Origin of the sequence: Streptomyces sp. NPDC006283, from assembly GCF_040613325.1 — a bacterium.
Taxonomy (GTDB): domain Bacteria; phylum Actinomycetota; class Actinomycetes; order Streptomycetales; family Streptomycetaceae; genus Streptomyces.
Genome location: NZ_JBEXRZ010000053.1, coordinates 1 through 16,414, shown reverse-complemented (window position 1 = coordinate 16,414; position 16,414 = coordinate 1). Strand labels below are relative to the sequence as shown.

Annotated in this window: 13 protein-coding genes; 11 read left to right on the top strand and 2 right to left on the bottom strand. The window is 71.0% G+C overall.

Annotation, left to right across the window (positions count from 1 at the left end):
- Positions 1-13: 13 nt before the first annotated feature.
- From ABZ070_RS14080 to ABZ070_RS14060, 5 genes are all read left to right on the top strand, one after another.
- Positions 14-889, top strand: coding sequence for a DUF3017 domain-containing protein (locus tag ABZ070_RS14080; RefSeq protein WP_356633396.1), 876 nt, complete (start codon positions 14-16; stop codon positions 887-889).
- Between the two features lie 170 nt (positions 890-1,059).
- On the top strand, positions 1,060-2,289 hold the full coding sequence (locus ABZ070_RS14075; RefSeq protein ID WP_356633394.1) for an NADP-dependent isocitrate dehydrogenase: 1,230 nt from the start codon (positions 1,060-1,062) through the stop codon (positions 2,287-2,289).
- Between the two features lie 239 nt (positions 2,290-2,528).
- Positions 2,529-3,593 carry a DUF2690 domain-containing protein gene (locus ABZ070_RS14070; protein ID WP_356633392.1) on the top strand — a complete coding sequence of 355 codons (1,065 nt, stop codon included), beginning with the start codon at positions 2,529-2,531 and terminating at the stop codon, positions 3,591-3,593.
- Positions 3,594-3,794: 201 nt separating this feature from the next.
- Positions 3,795-4,784: a malate dehydrogenase gene (locus ABZ070_RS14065; RefSeq protein ID WP_356633390.1), complete on the top strand. Its 990-nt coding sequence runs from the start codon at positions 3,795-3,797 to the stop codon at positions 4,782-4,784.
- A 129-nt stretch (positions 4,785-4,913) separates the two neighbouring features.
- On the top strand, positions 4,914-6,296 hold the full coding sequence (locus ABZ070_RS14060; protein WP_356633388.1) for a radical SAM protein: 1,383 nt from the start codon (positions 4,914-4,916) through the stop codon (positions 6,294-6,296).
- 82 nt (positions 6,297-6,378) lie between these two features.
- On the opposite strand, the gene ABZ070_RS14055 is transcribed toward ABZ070_RS14060, so the two are convergent.
- Complete coding sequence (locus ABZ070_RS14055) at positions 6,379-7,044, bottom strand: GPP34 family phosphoprotein (RefSeq protein ID WP_356633386.1); 666 nt, start codon at positions 7,042-7,044, stop codon at positions 6,379-6,381.
- Positions 7,045-7,711: 667 nt separating this feature from the next.
- On the opposite strand from ABZ070_RS14055, the gene ABZ070_RS14050 reads away from it, so the two are divergent.
- Positions 7,712-8,254 carry a hypothetical protein gene (locus tag ABZ070_RS14050; RefSeq protein WP_356633384.1) on the top strand — a complete coding sequence of 181 codons (543 nt, stop codon included), beginning with the start codon at positions 7,712-7,714 and terminating at the stop codon, positions 8,252-8,254.
- On the opposite strand, the gene ABZ070_RS14045 is transcribed toward ABZ070_RS14050, so the two are convergent.
- The gene (locus ABZ070_RS14045) at positions 8,211-8,927 is read right to left on the bottom strand and encodes a DUF6882 domain-containing protein (protein WP_356633382.1); all 717 of its coding nucleotides are present in this window, start codon (positions 8,925-8,927) and stop codon (positions 8,211-8,213) included. The two genes, ABZ070_RS14050 and ABZ070_RS14045, sit on opposite strands and share 44 nt — an antisense overlap.
- Positions 8,928-9,189: 262 nt before the next feature.
- On the opposite strand from ABZ070_RS14045, the gene ABZ070_RS14040 reads away from it, so the two are divergent.
- The 5 genes from ABZ070_RS14040 to ABZ070_RS14020 all read left to right on the top strand — a co-directional run bounded on the left by ABZ070_RS14040 (position 9,190) and on the right by ABZ070_RS14020 (position 16,278).
- Positions 9,190-10,677, top strand: coding sequence for an aldehyde dehydrogenase family protein (locus ABZ070_RS14040; RefSeq protein WP_356633380.1), 1,488 nt, complete (start codon positions 9,190-9,192; stop codon positions 10,675-10,677).
- Positions 10,678-10,703: 26 nt separating this feature from the next.
- A complete protein-coding gene (locus ABZ070_RS14035) occupies positions 10,704-12,230 on the top strand; it encodes a GMC oxidoreductase (RefSeq protein WP_356633378.1) in 1,527 nt (508 codons plus the stop codon).
- Positions 12,230-13,282 carry a glycine betaine/L-proline ABC transporter ATP-binding protein gene (locus ABZ070_RS14030; protein ID WP_356633376.1) on the top strand — a complete coding sequence of 351 codons (1,053 nt, stop codon included), beginning with the start codon at positions 12,230-12,232 and terminating at the stop codon, positions 13,280-13,282. Before ABZ070_RS14035 ends, ABZ070_RS14030 begins: the two co-directional genes overlap by 1 nt.
- A gap of 64 nt (positions 13,283-13,346) precedes the next feature.
- Positions 13,347-15,317 carry an ABC transporter permease subunit gene (locus ABZ070_RS14025; protein WP_356633374.1) on the top strand — a complete coding sequence of 657 codons (1,971 nt, stop codon included), beginning with the start codon at positions 13,347-13,349 and terminating at the stop codon, positions 15,315-15,317.
- Between the two features lies 1 nt (position 15,318).
- The gene (locus ABZ070_RS14020; RefSeq protein WP_356633372.1) at positions 15,319-16,278 is read left to right on the top strand and encodes an ABC transporter substrate-binding protein; all 960 of its coding nucleotides are present in this window, start codon (positions 15,319-15,321) and stop codon (positions 16,276-16,278) included.
- Positions 16,279-16,414: the final 136 nt, after the last annotated feature.

Genomic DNA, 16,414 nt, shown 5'->3' with positions numbered 1-16,414 from the left:
GGGGGCCGGCCCGATGGACGTGCGCCCGAACGACGACGTGGCCCCTCCGGCGGCCGGGCCCGGCGGCTCCGACTCCGGCCCCTCGAAGGACCCTTCGAAGGGCCCCTCCAAGGGCTCTTCGCAGGAGTCACCGAAGGGCTCCTCGCCCGGCTCCGCCTCCGGCGGCGAGCGCGGGCAGGGTCCGGCGGACGTGAGCGGTGCGGAGCCGGCCGAGGGCGCCGGGACCGCTGACGCCGTCGACGGCTCCACGTCCGGCACTCCCGAGGACGCAGACTCTCCCGAGGGCGCAGACTCTCCCGAGGACTCCGGCACCCCCGAGGACTCCGGCACCCCCGAGGACGAGGAACTGCCGTCCGAGGAGGAGGTCCGCGCGTGGCTGAACGGCACCGACCCCGGCCCCGACGCGGGTTCCGGGGAAGGGGCTTCCGGGGACGGTACGCAGGACGGCCCCGAGGGCGCCTTGGAGGAGTCGGACGACGCGGGCCGCAGAGCCGGCTCGCGGCGCCCGCCGGCCGTCACGCGTTACCCGGCCCGGCCCGAGGGCGGCGGGCGGGCCGCGCCCGGGGACGCGCCGGCGCCGGCGCGTCAGTGGCCGCTGCTCACCGTCCTGACGCTGACCGGCATCGGGCTGCTGATCATCGGCACCAACGCCTTCGCGGACGCCTTCCGGGTCGGCACGATCCTGATCGGTGCGGGTCTGCTCGTCGGCGCCGTGCTGCGGCGGGTCACGCCCTCCGTCGGCATGCTCGCCGTCCGCTCGCGTTTCACGGACATGATCACGTACGGACTGATGGGTACGTTGATCGTTCTGCTCGCTCTCGTGGCGCAGCCGAAGCCGTGGCTCGACGTGCCGTTCCTCGAGGACGCCGTTCGTTTCACGGTGCGCTAGGGCCTCTCGTCCGGATCGGGTCGAAGGGTCCGAACGGGAGGTCCCGGGGCCGGTCCGGCGGCCGGGATCCGGAGTGTCGCCCTTCGTCGCGAGTAGCTTGATGTCGAGATGGTCCGTTTCGTCCCCTTGGGGGCGGCGGGCCGGTCGACGCGCGAGAGGGATGTTCACCGATGCCCAAGATCAAGGTAGTCAACCCCGTCGTCGAACTCGACGGTGACGAGATGACCCGCATCATCTGGCGGTTCATCAAGGAACAACTGATCCTGCCGTACCTCGATGTCGAGCTGAAGTACTTCGACCTGGGCATCGAGCATCGCGATGCCACCGGTGACCAGGTGACCGTCGAGGCCGCGAACGCCATCGCGAAACACGGTGTCGGCGTCAAGTGCGCCACGATCACCCCCGACGATGCGCGGGTCGAGGAGTTCAAACTCAAGGCGATGTACCGCTCGCCGAACGGCACGATCCGCAACATCCTCGGCGGGGTCATCTTCCGTGAACCGATCATCGTGCGGAACGTTCCCCGACTGGTGCCGGGCTGGACGAAGCCGATCGTCGTCGGCCGTCACGCCTTCGGCGACCAGTACCGCGCCACCGACTTCAAGGTCCCCGGGCCGGGCACCCTGACGATGTCGTTCGCGCCCAAGGACGGCTCGGACCCGATCGAGGTCGAGGTGCACCGGTTCCCAGGCCCCGGCGTCGCGCTCGGCATGTACAACCACGACGACTCGATCCGCGACTTCGCGCGCGCCTCGTTCCGCTACGGCCTCGCCCGCGGCTACCCCGTCTACATGTCCACGAAGAACACGATCCTGAAGAAGTACGACGGCCGGTTCAAGGACATCTTCCAGGAGGTCTTCGACGCCGAGTTCAAGGGGGAGTTCGACAGGGCCGGCCTGACCTACGAGCACCGTCTGATCGACGACATGGTGGCCGCCGCGCTCAAGTGGGAGGGCGGCTACGTCTGGGCGTGCAAGAACTACGACGGCGACGTCCAGTCGGACATCGTCGCGCAGGGCTTCGGCTCGCTCGGCCTGATGACCTCCGTCCTCATGTCCCCCGACGGCAGGACGCTCGAGGCGGAGGCGGCGCACGGCACGGTCACCCGGCACTACCGCCAGCACCAGCAGGGCAGGGACACGTCGACCAACCCGGTCGCGCTGGTCCACGCCTGGACCCGTGGCCTCGCCCACCGCGGCCGACTGGACGGCACCCGCGAGGTGGCCGGGTTCGCGGAGGCGCTCGAGCGGGTGTGCGTGGAGACCGTCGAGGGCGGTCGGATGACGAGGGACCTGGCGCTGCTGATCTCCCCCGACCAGCCGTGGCAGACCACGGAGCAGTTCCTGCAGACCCTGGACGCCAACCTGCAGAAGAAGATGGCCGATTTCGGCCTGCTGTGACGCCTGGACGCCGACGGCGCCCGTCCTCTCCCCCGAGGGAGGACGGGCGCCGTCGTGCTTCAAGAGTCATGGACGCGCCAAATGCGTTCAAGGGACGACTGTGGCCTGTGGCACGGAAGTGACCATTCCGCCACGGTGTGATCGTCGTGCTACGGATGCGAGACTGGGGCCCGCACCCGAGGCGCATCGGCTGCGCGGGGGGTATATAAAGCACTTCGGGGGACAAGGGGGAAGTACCGATGCCTCGTTGGAAGGAATTGCCCGAGGGGCTGGACCCGGAGGTCCGCGAGTTCATGGGGCAACTGCGAGGTCTCGTCGACCGCAGTGGACTGAGCATCGCGGCCGTCTCGGACCGCACCGGGTACAGCAAGACGTCCTGGGAGCGTTATCTCAACGGGCGGCTCCTCGCGCCCAAGGGCGCCGTCGTCGCGCTCGCAGAGGTGACCGGCACGAGCCCCATTCATGTGACCACCATGTGGGAACTCGCCGAGCGTGCCTGGAGCCGTGCCGAGATGCGGCACGACATGACGATGGAAGCGATACGGATCTCGCAGGCGCGCGAAGCGCTCGGGGGCGGCGCCGGCCAGGGCGCGCCCACCGCTGCGCCCCGGCGCGGCACGACCGGGCCCGGCCCTCGTCCCGGACCCGGCAGCGGGCCGTCCGACTCCGGGTGGCCCCCCATGGCGGGCGCTTCGTACGGGCCCGGCCCGAACGGCCCCGTCGGCGCAACGGCCCCGCAGCGCGTGCCGCAGCAGGCCGGGCGGCCCTCGCACGGCGCCGCCGCCCCTGCCGATCGGCCCGCCCGGCGCAGCAGGAAGGCCCCGTTCATCGCCGCCGCCGTCGCCAGCGTGCTCATCGTGGGCGCCGGGGTCTGGCTGCTGGTAGGCGGCGGCAAGAGCGACGACGGCAGGCAGGCCGCGCCGACGCGGTCCGCCGCACCCACCACCAGCAGCCCGCAGCTGCCCGCCGGCGTGAAGTGCAACGGCGCCGACTGCGGCGGCCAGGACCCGGAGAGCATGGGCTGCGGCGGCGAGTACGCGAAGACCGTCTCCACGGCGACCATCGGCACGGCGGTGGTCGAGGTCCGCTACAGCCAGGTCTGCGGCGCGGCCTGGGCCCGTATCACCCAGGCGGCCGTCGGCGACTCGGTGCAGATAGCCGTGGGCGGCAAGGCCCGGGAGAGCGCTCTGGTCAACGCGGACAAGGACGCGTACACGCCGATGGCGGCAGCCCCCGATCCGGCCGACGTGAAGGCGTGCGCCACGCTCAAGGCGGGTACGGAGGGCTGCACTTCCCCGCAGTGACGCGTGGTTTGACACGTACGGTGACGACCTTGTGGCGCGAGGTGGTGAGCCGCGCCACAAGGGGCCGGAGGACTGCGGGCGTCCGGGTCGGATAGCCTGATCGCCGGAAATCTCTTCACGTCAAGATTCAGCAGGGCGTGGACGAGAGGTCCCGCACGAGGGGCAGAGTTGCCCACCGCCAGCTGTCTTACGGAGATCGCCATGACCCGCACTCCCGTCAACGTCACCGTGACCGGCGCGGCCGGCCAGATCGGCTACGCGCTGCTCTTCCGTATCGCCTCCGGCCACCTGCTCGGCGCGGATGTGCCGGTCAAGCTGCGCCTGCTCGAGATCCCGCAGGGACTCAAGGCCGCCGAGGGCACCGCCATGGAGCTCGAGGACTGCGCCTTCCCGCTGCTCAAGGGCATCGAGATCACCGACGACCCGAACGTCGGCTTCGACGGCGCCAACGTCGCCCTGCTCGTCGGCGCCCGCCCGCGCACCAAGGGCATGGAGCGCGGCGACCTGCTCTCCGCCAACGGCGGCATCTTCAAGCCGCAGGGCAAGGCCATCAACGACAACGCCGCGGACGACATCCGCGTCCTCGTCGTCGGCAACCCGGCCAACACCAACGCCCTCATCGCCCAGGCCGCGGCCCCGGACGTACCGGCCGAGCGCTTCACCGCGATGACGCGCCTCGACCACAACCGCGCGATCTCGCAGCTGGCCGCCAAGACCGGCGCCGCCGTCTCCGACATCAAGCGCCTCACGATCTGGGGCAACCACTCGGCCACCCAGTACCCGGACATCTTCCACGCGGAGATCGCCGGCAAGAACGCCGCCGAGACCGTCAACGACGAGGCATGGCTGGCCGACACCTTCATCCCGACCGTCGCCAAGCGCGGCGCGGCGATCATCGAGGCCCGTGGCGCGTCCTCGGCCGCCTCCGCCGCCAACGCGGCCATCGACCACGTGCACACGTGGGTCAACGGCACCGCCGAAGGCGACTGGACCTCCATGGGCATCCCGTCGGACGGCTCCTACGGCGTCCCGGAGGGCCTGATCTCCTCCTTCCCCGTCACCTGCAAGGACGGCAAGTACGAGATCGTCCAGGGCCTGGACATCAACGAGTTCTCGCGTGCGCGCATCGACGCGTCCGTGCAGGAGCTCGAGGAGGAGCGCGCCGCGGTCCGTGAGCTCGGCCTGATCTGACGCGTCCCCCTCGCACGTACGCCCCGGTCGCTCCTGCGGCCGGGGCGTACGGCGTTCCACCCGAGCGCAGCGGAAAAGTTTTGAACATGTTCGGGAACTGAGGTGGCGTGTTTCCGAGTCTCGGCTCACATGCGCGTGATGATGATCCTGCCGGCTCTGACCGAAGCGACCAGTCCGCTCTTCCGCCCCATCAAGTACTCGCTGTTCCCGCCGCTCGGCCTCGCGACCCTGGCCGGGTATCTGGACGACACGGACGAGGTGACGCTGTACGACGAGCACGTCGAGCGCATCGACATCGAGGGGCTGCCCAGCCCCGACCTGCTCGTACTCCAGCCGTACATCACCTCCGCCCGCCGCAGCTACGAGATAGCCGACCACTTCCGGGCACGAGGCGTGCACGTGGCGATGGGCGGCCTGCACGTCACCTCACTGCCGGACGAGGCCGCCCAGCACGCCGACACGGTCTTCACGGGGCCGGGGGAGGAGCAGTGGCCTCTCTTCCTGAAGGACTTCCGGGACGGCGTTCCCGCGAAGCGCTACGACTCCACGGCGCAGCGCACGCTCGTCGGCCTGCCGCCCGTCCGCCGCGACCTGATCAAGCGTCACCTGTACCTGGTCCCCAACTCGATCGTCGTCTCGCGCGGCTGTCCGCACCACTGCGACTTCTGCTACAAGGACGCGTTCTTCGAGGGCGGCAAGTCCTTCTACACGCAGACCGTCGACGACGCGCTCTCCGAGATCGACCGGCTGCCCGGCCGTCATCTCTACTTCCTCGACGACCATCTGCTGGGCAACCGACGTTTCGCGGAGGCCCTGTTCGACGGGATGAAGGGAATGGGCCGTCTCTGGCAGGCGGCCGGGACGGTCAACTCCGTACTGCGGCCCGGCTTGTTGGAGCGGGCGGTGGAGGCGGGCCTGCGCAGCCTGTTCGTGGGCTTCGAGACCGTCAACGACGCGAACCTCGCGGAGCGGCGCAAGAACCAGAACATCGGCAAGGACTACGACGCGGCGGTCCGCCGCCTGCACGACGCCGGCGTCATGGTCAACGCCAGCTTCGTCTTCGGTCTCGACCAGGACGGCCCGGACGTCTTCGACCGCACGGTGGAGTGGGCCGTCGAGCAGGGCATCGAGACGGCGACGTTCCACATCATGACGCCGTATCCGTCCACCGGACTGTGGAAGCAGATGGTGGCGGAGGACCGGATCGTGCACCGCGACTGGGACCTCTACGACACCCGCCATGTCGTCTACCGCCCCAAGGGCATGACCCCCGAAGAGCTGGAGGACGGCTACTGGCGCGCGTACCGCGACTTCTACCGCTGGTCCAACATCTGGCGCGGGGCCGCCGCCCAGCCCGGCACGCACGAGCGGCTGCGCCACCTCGCGTACGCGGGCGGCTGGAAGAAGTTCGAGCCCGCGTGGGACGCGCTGATCCGCTCCCGGCGGACGATCCGCGCGATGCCGATGCTGGAGCGCACCCTGGCCGCCTTCGGAGGGCGCAGGGCGACGTGAGCGGGCTGCCGGGGTGAGCCCCGGCAGCCGACGGCCTCGTATCCCCGGTGGCCGCCGCCGGACATGCGGCGGCACCGCGGGTTCAGCCCGCGACGGCGACCGTCGTCGCCACGGTGACCGCGACCATCGCCGCCTGCATGTTGCGGATCGCGTCACGGACGCTGTCGCCCGCCCACTGGCCGTCGGCGATCTCCATCATTCGCGGGATGATCTGCTTGCGCGGTACGTCCGGGAACGCGATGCGGTGCAGCTTCGCGGAGTGGATCACAGCGATGAGGCCCGCCGTGCGGTCGTCAGGGGTGGCGTCGTGGAGGACCACGGCGGCCAGGCGTTCCCGCAGCTCGCGCTCGACCGAACCGTCCGCCTCCGGGTAGCGCCGCACCGGGAACAGGCCCAGCACCTTGTGCTGCTCCTCGGCCACCAGTCCGCGCTCGCGCAGGCTGTCGATCGTGGCGCCGACGGCCTTGGAATGGTCCTTCGTCAGCCAGTCGGTGACTTTCCGGGGCTTACCGCTCCGGGCCGCCCAGGCGGCGAGCTGCTCCAGGCGGTGGTCCAGGAGCGGGGTGCCGGTGGGGGTGCCGTCCGTGATCCGGATCCGCTCGTCGGCCACCGAGACGCGCCCGGCCAGGACGAGCTCGAGCAGGATGCCGCCCGCCACTGCCCACCCGGCGGACTGCCGGTCCTTCGCCGCGCCGGACTCGTCGTCCAGCGACAGCAACATGATCTCTTCGCCCAGAGTGACTGCCATGCGTGTTCCCCTCGGTCGGTCCTTGATCAGTTGGACGAGCCGGCAGGCGGGTCAGTTCCTTCGGCCGGCGGTCCATGGCCGGATCGTGCACGCCGAGCTGCTCGCGGCCCGGCCCGGCGCCAGCCGTCGGACGGGGCACGTCAGGTGCACTGTCCGGCCGCATCGGCGTCCATGGCGTCAGACCGGCGGCACTCGCGGCAGTTGCCGGGTGTCGTCGATCTGAAGGGGCGGGCGCAGCCCTCGCACTCCTGGAGCGGGACCACCCCTTCCGGCGCGGAGAGCTTCGGCAGCTCGGGTGGCAGCCAGTTCGCGAGGCGGTAGGCGAGGAGGCGGGCCGGCCGGTACAGAGTGCCCGCGGGCAGCGCGGAGGCGAGCGCACGGGCGATCTGCGGGCCGGAGTCCTTTGAGGGGGCTGCGGGGTCCGAGCCCTGCGGGGCACCGGATTCTGGAAACCCCGAATCCGGTGCGACCTGCGGGTTCGCCTCAGCGGGGGCGCCGATCGGCCGCGGCGTACGCGACGAACGCCTCCCAGGGCGCGGGGGACACGGGGTGGTGGGCTCCGGGCCGCGGCGGCGGGCCGAGCAACTGGCCCGGGTGTGCCGGGCGTTGCTGCGTCACTGGGAGGAGCTTGCGGCGGCCCGGGCGCGGATGTCGCATGATGGGGCGCATGCTTGCGACCAGCACGACTCATGACCCGGTTGGCGCCGGAACCGTCCAACTGGCCACGGACACCGGCCAGAACGCGGTGGCCGCCTTCGGGATCGTGATCCTGGGCGTGCTGGTTCTGATCACGCTGTGCGCGTATCTGTTCCCGGCGTTCGCCGCCCGCGGCCGTTTCGGCGCACCGACCCTTGCGGGGACGCTTCGGGACGCCTCACTGGTGTGTGTGTCGGTCGCGCTGGCGATCTACCTGTACGGCCTCCTGTGCTACATCCGCCTCGAGAACGAGTGGTACACCTGCGCGGCACAGCGGTACGGGTACTCCTCGTCGGTGGACAGGCCGAACCTGGAGAGGATGCAGGACAGCCTGTTCCCGGTGAGCTCGGTCTGCCGGTGGTCGGACGGCTACACGTACGACTTCGTCCCCGCCTTCGTGAACCCGGCGATCACCGCGCTGCTGTTCCTCGCGGTGATCGCTGCGGGCGCCGCGCTCGGGCATGCGGGTGCTAGGCGGGACCTGGCCGGTCAGGGGCGGGCGCCCCGGAGTTGACGTGCACCGAGGCGATGCGGTCGAGGTCGTCGAAGAGTACGTCGACCGTGCCTCCGTTGGGGAGCCCGGCGCTCATGCGGTCCTCCGCCTCCCGCTGCGGCAGGTCGTGGCGAGCGAAGTATCCGGCGACGACCCGCCGTGCCGAGCCGCCCAGAAGGCCCGCCCCGGTGAGCAGGACACGCGGCAGCGTGATGGCGTCGGGCTCGGCACGGGGGACCTGTGGATCCTCGGGGACCATGTACGCACGGGCGTCGGGGCTCGCCTGCACGCCTATGTAGCCGGCCGCGCCGAGCACGCCCATCGCTGAGAAGGCGAGGGTCTCCGCCGCGCGCCGCGGGTCCTCGTGGCCGGCGAGCTGCACGAGTTCGTCGGTGAACTCGCTCAGTCCGTGCGCCTGCCCGTACTCCCTGAGCTGCTCCGCGGCGCGGGCTACGGGTGAGCCCTGGAAGCCGGGGTTCGCCCAGGCCCACAGCCACGACCGGTCGCTCACGTCGAACGTTCCGAGCAGCGAGATCCGCAGCTCACGACCGGCCTGCCGGTACAGGCACCGACCGAGGTCGGCGCTCCACTCACCGGTGGGCATGAACTCGTTGAACCTCTCGAGTTGTTCGGCGCCCCAGGCGGCGTGCTGCTCGGTGACGCGGAGGAACGGGGCGTTGAAGGTCGTGGCCATGACGAAAGCCTAGAGCGGCCGTAGGGCAGCATGATCGCGCGGCATGGGGGCGGGGCTCCAATCCCGTCGCGGACACTCTGCGTGACGCGCGACCCGGTGCGTGACAGCCGCGGACAAGGGTGATGCCGGGCGTCGCCCGGAGTGAGCGTGGACACATTCCGTTAACCGTTGCGCATGGTTGTCGGTCTTCCGGGCAGGCAGCCAGATCGCCGGGGTGGGTGACCGGTGCGGTACAAAACGGGAACGAAAGGCCAAACAGGACGTGTCGGCAGTACAGCAGACCATTCATGTGGGCGGAGAGTGGCGATTCGCCGTCTCCGGCGCCACGCGCGACATCATCGACCCGGTGGACGGGAGCGTCTTCGCCGTCGTGGCCGAGGGCGGCGTCGCCGACACCGATGACGCCGTCGATTGCGCGCGTGCCGCCTTCGACGACGGCACCTGGCCGCGTACCCCGGTCGCCGAGCGGGCCGCCCTGCTGCGTCGCGTCGCCGCGCTGCTGGAGCGGGACAGGGAGAAGCTCGGCGCGCTGGAGAGCCAGGACGCCGGCAAGACCCTCGAAGAAGGCCGCGTCGACGTCGACTGCGTCCGCGACGCGTTCCTGTACTTCGCCGACCTGGTCACGAACGAGAGCGGCGGCCGCGTCGTCGACGCCGGTTCCGACGAGATCCACAGTGTCGTCGTGCACGAGCCGGTCGGCGTCTGCGCGTTGATCACGCCGTGGAACTATCCACTCCTTCAGGCGAGTTGGAAGATTGCCCCGGCCCTCGCCGCGGGCAATACCTTTGTGATCAAGCCCAGTGAGATCACGCCGCTGACCACGGTCGCCCTGATCGATTTGCTGATGGAGGCCGGGCTGCCCCCCGGCGCCGCGAACATCGTCACCGGCCCCGGCGACCAGGTCGGGGCGCGCCTGGCCGAGCACCCCGACGTGGACCTCGTGTCCTTCACCGGCGGGCTCGTCAGCGGTACGAAGGTCGCCCGCGCCGCCGCCGACAGCGTCAAGAAGGTCGCCCTCGAACTCGGCGGCAAGAACCCGAACGTCGTCTTCGCCGACGCGTGCACCACGCCGGAGAGCTTCGACACCGCCGTCGACCAGGCGCTGAACGCGGCCTTCATCCACAGCGGTCAGGTCTGCTCCGCCGGATCGCGGCTCATCATCGAGGAATCGCTGCGCGAGAGGTTCGTCGCCGAGCTGGCACGCAGGGCCGAGAAGATCCGCCTCGGCCGCGGCTCCGAGGAGGGCGTCGAGTGCGGCCCGCTGGTCTCCGCGCAGCAGCTCGCCAGGACCGAGGACTTCGTCGCCTCCGCGCTCGGCGAAGGCGCGGAGCTGCGGGCGGGCGGCGAGAAGCCGGAGGGGCCCGGCTACTTCTACCGGCCCACCGTCCTCGACCACTGCCACCGCTCGATGCGCGTGGTCCGCGAGGAGATCTTCGGCCCGGTGCTGACCGTCGAGACCTTCCGTACCGAGGACGAGGCCCTCGCGCTCGCCAACGACACCGAGTACGGTCTCGCCGGCGCCGTATGGACCGCCGACGCCGGCCGGGCGCGCCGGATGGCCGGGCGGATGCGGCACGGCACCGTCTGGATCAACGACTTCCACCCGTATCTGCCGCAGGCGGAGTGGGGCGGCTTCGGCAGGTCGGGCATCGGCCGTGAGCTGGGCCCCGCCGGGCTCGCCGAATACCGCGAGGTTAAGCACATCTACCAGAACCTTGCCCCGCGCCCCGTGCGCTGGTTCGCGGGCTGAGTCGCCGAGTCGAGGAAGAACGCACCATGACCGACCACATCCACGAGTACGACTATGTCGTCGTCGGAGGCGGCACCGCCGGTTCCGTGATCGCCTCCCGCCTCACCGAGGACCCCGACGTCACCGTCGCCGTCATCGAGGGCGGCCCGAGCGACGTAGGCCGCGACGACGTACTGACCCTGCGCCGCTGGATGGGACTGCTCGGCGGCGAGCTCGACTACGACTACCCGACCACGGAGCAGCCCCGCGGCAACTCGCACATCCGGCACAGCCGCGCACGGGTGCTCGGCGGCTGTTCCTCGCACAACACGCTCATCGCCTTCAAACCGCTGCCGTCCGACTGGGACGAGTGGGCCGAGGCCGGCGCCGACGGCTGGGACGCGGCAGCCATGGACCCGTACTTCGCGAAGCTGCGCAACAACGTCGTCCCCGTCGACGAGGCGGACCGGAACGCCATCGCCCGTGACTTCGTGGACGCCGCGCAGACCGCGCTCGAGGTGCCGCGGATCGAAAGCTTCAACAAGAAGCCCTTCCACGAAGGCGTCGGCTTCTTCGACCTCGCCTACCACCCGGAGAACAACAAACGCTCCTCGGCGTCGGTCGCCTATCTGCACCCCTTCCTGGACCGGCCCAACCTCCACATCGCGCTGGAGACCTGGGCGTTCCGGCTCGAGCTGGACGGCACCCGGGCGACCGGCGTGCACGTGCGCGCCAAGGACGGCGAGGAGCGGGTCGTACGCGCCCGCCGCGAGGTGCTCGTCTGCGCGGGCGCCGTCGACACGCCCCGGCTGCTGATGCACTCCGGCATCGGACCGCGTGCCGATCTGGAGGAACTCGGCATACCCGTCGTCCACGATCTGCCGGGCGTCGGCGAGAACCTGCTCGACCACCCGGAGTCGGTCATCGTCTGGGAGACCCACGGGCCCATCCCGGAGAACTCCGCGATGGACAGCGACGCCGGGCTCTTCGTACGGCGGGATCCCACCTCCGCAGGCCCCGACCTGATGTTCCACTTCTACCAGATCCCCTTCACCGACAACCCGGAGCGCCTCGGCTACGAACGGCCCGCGCACGGTGTGTCGATGACCCCGAACATCCCCAAGCCCCGCAGCCGCGGCCGGCTGTACCTGACCAGCGCCGACCCCGAGGTGAAGCCGGCGCTGGACTTCCGGTATTTCACGGACGAGGACGACTACGACGGCCGCACCCTCGTCGACGGCATCAGGCTGGCGCGCGAGATCGCGGCGCGCGAGCCGCTCGCCGGCTGGCTGAAGCGCGAGGTCTGCCCGGGGCCCGAGGTCACCTCCGACGAGGAGATCAGCGAGTACGCGCGCAAGGTCGCGCACACCGTCTACCACCCGGCCGGTACCTGCCGGATGGGTGCGGTCGACGACGAACTCGCCGTCGTCGCACCTGACTTGAAGATCCGGGGCCTCGACGGCATCCGGATCGCCGACGCGTCCGTCTTCCCGACGATGACGGCCGTCAACCCGATGATCGGCGTGCTGATGGTCGGGGAGAAATGCGCGGACCTGCTGGGAGGTAATGCCTGATGAGTACTCCGCCGCCGCCTGTCTTCTCCGTACGCGACCTGTGGAAGGTCTTCGGTCCGAAGGCCGACCGGGTGCCCTCGAACCCCGAGTTCGAAGCCCTCGACGCGACCGAACTGCGCAGCCGCACCGGGTGCACCGCCGCCGTGCGCGACGTCTCCTTCGACGTCCGCAAGGGCGAGGTCTTCGTCGTCATGGGTCTGTCCGGCTCCGGAAAGTCGACGCTGGTGCGCTGCCTGACGAGGCTCATCGAGCCGACGTCCGGCTCGATCGCCATCGACGGCGAGGACGTGCTGTCGATGGACGCAGGGCGCCTGCGCGAACTGCGCCGGCACCGCGCGTCCATGGTGTTCCAGCACTTCGGGCTGCTGCCGCACCGCTCGGTCCTCGACAACGTCGCCTACGGGCTCGAGATCCAGGGCGTCGGCCGCGCGGAGCGGCGCAGGCGCGCGGCGGAGTTCGTCACCAAGGTCGGCCTGGAGGGCATGGAGTCACGCCGCCCCGGCCAGCTGTCCGGCGGGCAGCAGCAGCGCGTCGGGCTGGCCCGCGCCCTCGCCGTCGACCCGGAAGTGCTGCTGTTCGACGAGCCGTTCAGCGCGCTCGACCCGCTCATCCGGCGCGACATGCAGGAGGAGGTCGTACGGCTGCACCGCGAGGAGGGCCGCACGATGGTCTTCATCACGCACGACCTGAACGAGGCGCTCAAGCTCGGCGACCGGATCGCGCTGATGCGGGACGGCAGGATCGTCCAGCTCGGCACTCCCGAGGAAATCGTGGGCGAGCCGGCCGACGCGTATGTGCGGGACTTCGTACGCGACGTGCCGCGTGAGCAGGTCATGACCGTCCGCAGCGCCATGCGGGCCGCCGAGGCGTCCGAAGCGGAGGCGGGCCCGGCGCTCGCCCCGGACGCGACGGTGTCGGAGGCGATCGAGGCCGTGGCGCGCACCGGCCAGAGCGCACGCGTGATCCAGGACGGCCGCTGCCTCGGCGTCGTGGACCACGCGAGCCTGCTGGGCGTCGTCGCGGGCCTCCCGGTCGTGAAGGAGGCCGCCTGATGCGTACGTCCATGACGTTGTCGCCGCCGGGTGCCACCGCGCCGCACACGGGGCGGTGGGGCCGATGACCGCCACGGTCACCGCGCGGACCAAGACCGCCGCGCCCCTTTCCCGGCCCGGTGCGCTCGACGCGCTCCGGCGGCACCGCACCGCGCTCATCGGCGCGGGCGCCGCCGTGCTGCTCGTGCTCGGAGCCGTCCTTCTCGGCGGCGGGGCCTGGCCCGGGGCGCTGAGCGTCGACCTGTCCGGGCCGCTCGGCGAGGCCAGTGACTGGATCGTCGACAACCGCGACAGCCACCCCGTCTTCCTCTACTTCTTCGGGCACATCAGCAACGTCGTGGTGCTGTCCGTGCGCGCCGTCTACTTGGTGCTGCTCGCCGTCGGCTGGGCCGGCGTCACCGCCGCCGCCGGGCTCGTCGCCTGGCGTGTCGCGGGGCTCCGGCTCGCGCTGACCGCCGTCGCCGCGTTCGCCTTCTGCGGCCTGCTCGGCATGTGGGTGCCGACCATGCAGACGCTCGCGCTGATGGTCGTCGCCGTTGCCGCGTCCGTCGTGCTCGGCGCCGTGCTGGGTCTCGCCGCGGGGCTCTCCGACCGCACGTACCGGGCCCTGAGGCCCGTCCTCGACACCATGCAGGTGCTGCCGGCCTTCGCGTATCTGCTGCCCGTCGTCCTCGTCTTCGGCATCGGCGTGCCGGCGGCCGTCCTCGCGACGGTCGTGTACGCGGCGCCGCCGATGGCCCGGCTCACCGCGCTCGGCCTGCGCGACGCGGACGCGGGCGTGCTGGAGGCGGCCGCGTCGCTCGGCGCCACCGGCAGGCAGCGGCTGCTGACCGCCCGGCTGCCGCTGGCCCGCAAGGAGCTGCTCCTCGGCCTCAACCAGTCGATCATGATGGCGCTGTCCATGGCCGTGATCGCGTCCGTCATCGGCGCGGGCGGCCTCGGCGACCGCGTCTACCAGGCGCTCGCCTCCGTCGACGTGGGCGCCGCCCTCGCCGCCGGCATACCGATCGTGCTGCTCGCCGTCGTCCTCGACCGGGTCACGGCAGCTGCCGGGGCGCGGCTCGGCGACGCCGGCCCCGACAGCGGACGGTCCCGGCGGCTCGGCTGGGCCGTTGCCGCTGCCGGAATTGCCGCCGTCGCGGTCGCCGGCCGCCTCGCCGGCCGGCTCAGCTGGCCCGACACCTGGACCGTCCCCATCGCCGAGCCCGTCAACAGGGCCGTCGACTGGATGACGGCCCACCTCTATTCCGGCGTGCCGCTCGTCGGCGGCACCGCCGACTGGGCCGCCCACTTCACCACCTGGGTGCTCGACCCGGTGCGCGACGGACTGCTGTGGCTGCCCTGGTGGGCGGTCCTGCTTCTGGTGGGCGCGTCGGCGCTGCTCATCGGCACCTGGCGCACCGCGCTGACCGCCGTCCTCGCGATGGCCGCCATCGGCGTCCTCGGCGTGTGGGCCCCTGCGCTGAACACGCTCTCGCAGGTGCTCGCCGCGGTCGCCGTCACCCTCGTCATCGGCTTCGCCGTCGGAATCGCCGCCGCCCGCAGCACCCGGCTCGAACGGCTGCTGCGCCCGGTCCTGGACGTCTTCCAGACCATGCCGCAGTTCGTGTACCTCATCCCCGTGGTCGCACTGTTCGGCGTGGGGCGTTCCCCGGCGGTGGCAGCCGCCGTCGTGTACGCGCTGCCCGCCGTCGTGCGCATCACGACCCAGGGCATGCGCGCCGTCGACCCCGTCGCCATGGAGTCGTCACGCTCGCTCGGCGCGACCGGAAGGCAGCAGCTGCTGGGCGTCCAACTGCCGCTCGCCCGGCCCGCGCTGCTGCTCGCGGTCAACCAGGGCGTCGTTCTTGTCCTCGCCGTCGTCATCATCGGCGGCCTGGTCGGCGGCGGGGCGCTCGGCTACGACGTGGTGTTCGGCCTCGCCCAGGGCGACCTTGCGACCGGACTGGTCGCGGGCGCGGCGATCGTCTGCCTCGGACTGATGCTCGACCGGGTCACGCAGCCGACGCAGCGCCGCGCAGGAAAGGGGGCCTGACATGGCTCGCACTCGTATCACCGCCTTGGCGGCCGCCGTCGGACTGATGGCCGTCACCGGCTGCGGTGCTGCCGACATGACCCGTCAGGCCTCCCCGTACGCCGGCGCGCAGGGCGCGAAGACCGTCACGCTCTCCGTGCAGTCCTGGGTCGGCGCGCAGGCGAACACCGCCGTCGCCCAGTACCTCCTGGAACACGAACTGGGCTACCGGGTCGACACCGTCCAGATCGACGAGGTGCCCGCCTGGGACGCGCTCAGCCAGGGGCGGGTGGACGCCATCCTGGAGGACTGGGGCCACCCGGAGCAGGAGCAGCGGTACGTCAAGGACAAGAAGACGATCGCCGCCGCCGGCGACCTCGGAGTGACCGGCCACATCGGCTGGTTCGTCCCGAAGTACTTCGCCGACGAGCATCCGGACGTCACCGACTGGAAGAACCTGAACAAGTACGCCGACCAGCTCCGCACGGCGGAGAGCGGCGGCAAGGGCCAGCTGCTCGACGGTTCGCCGTCGTACGTCACCAACGACAAGGCGCTGGTGGACAATCTCGACCTCGACTACCAGGTCGTCTTCGCCGGCTCCGAGGCGGCGCAGATCACCCAGATCAAGCAGTTCGCCAAGGAGAAGAAGCCGTTCCTCAGCTACTGGTACAAGCCGCAGTGGCTGTTCGAGAAGGTGCCGATGACGGAGGTGAAGCTGCCCGCGTACAAGGAGGGCTGCGACGCCGACCCCAAGAAGGTTGCCTGCGCCTACCCGCACACGCCGCTCCAGAAGTTCCTCAACACGCGCTTCGCCGAGAACGGAGGCGAGGCGGCCCGGTTCCTGAAGAACTTCAAGTGGACCACCGAGCAGCAGAACGACGTCGCGATGATGATCGCCGAGGAGAATCTCTCGCCGCAGGAGGCCGCGGAGAAGTGGGTGAAGGCGAACGAGCCGACGTGGAAGGCGTGGCTCGGGAAGTGACGGGCGGCCTTCGTGCCGCCGCCCCGGGGCCTGACGGGGCCCCGGGGCGGGGGGTCGACACCGCCCGCTACCCCCTGTCGGAACTCGACAGTGCCGAGGGCCGCGCCGTGGTGTCCCGTGCCCGGCGTGAACTGTC

Coding starts and splice junctions, on each gene's coding strand:
- ABZ070_RS14065 (WP_356633390.1), top strand. CDS start 3,795: ATGACCCGCACTCCCGTCAACGTCACCGTGACCGGCGCGGCCGGCCAG.
- ABZ070_RS14080 (WP_356633396.1), top strand. CDS start 14: ATGGACGTGCGCCCGAACGACGACGTGGCCCCTCCGGCGGCCGGGCCC.
- ABZ070_RS14030 (WP_356633376.1), top strand. CDS start 12,230: ATGAGTACTCCGCCGCCGCCTGTCTTCTCCGTACGCGACCTGTGGAAG.
- ABZ070_RS14035 (WP_356633378.1), top strand. CDS start 10,704: ATGACCGACCACATCCACGAGTACGACTATGTCGTCGTCGGAGGCGGC.
- ABZ070_RS14025 (WP_356633374.1), top strand. CDS start 13,347: ATGACCGCCACGGTCACCGCGCGGACCAAGACCGCCGCGCCCCTTTCC.
- ABZ070_RS14060 (WP_356633388.1), top strand. CDS start 4,914: ATGCGCGTGATGATGATCCTGCCGGCTCTGACCGAAGCGACCAGTCCG.
- ABZ070_RS14020 (WP_356633372.1), top strand. CDS start 15,319: ATGGCTCGCACTCGTATCACCGCCTTGGCGGCCGCCGTCGGACTGATG.
- ABZ070_RS14055 (WP_356633386.1), bottom strand. CDS start 7,044: ATGGCAGTCACTCTGGGCGAAGAGATCATGTTGCTGTCGCTGGACGAC.
- ABZ070_RS14045 (WP_356633382.1), bottom strand. CDS start 8,927: ATGGCCACGACCTTCAACGCCCCGTTCCTCCGCGTCACCGAGCAGCAC.
- ABZ070_RS14050 (WP_356633384.1), top strand. CDS start 7,712: ATGCTTGCGACCAGCACGACTCATGACCCGGTTGGCGCCGGAACCGTC.
- ABZ070_RS14070 (WP_356633392.1), top strand. CDS start 2,529: ATGCCTCGTTGGAAGGAATTGCCCGAGGGGCTGGACCCGGAGGTCCGC.
- ABZ070_RS14075 (WP_356633394.1), top strand. CDS start 1,060: ATGCCCAAGATCAAGGTAGTCAACCCCGTCGTCGAACTCGACGGTGAC.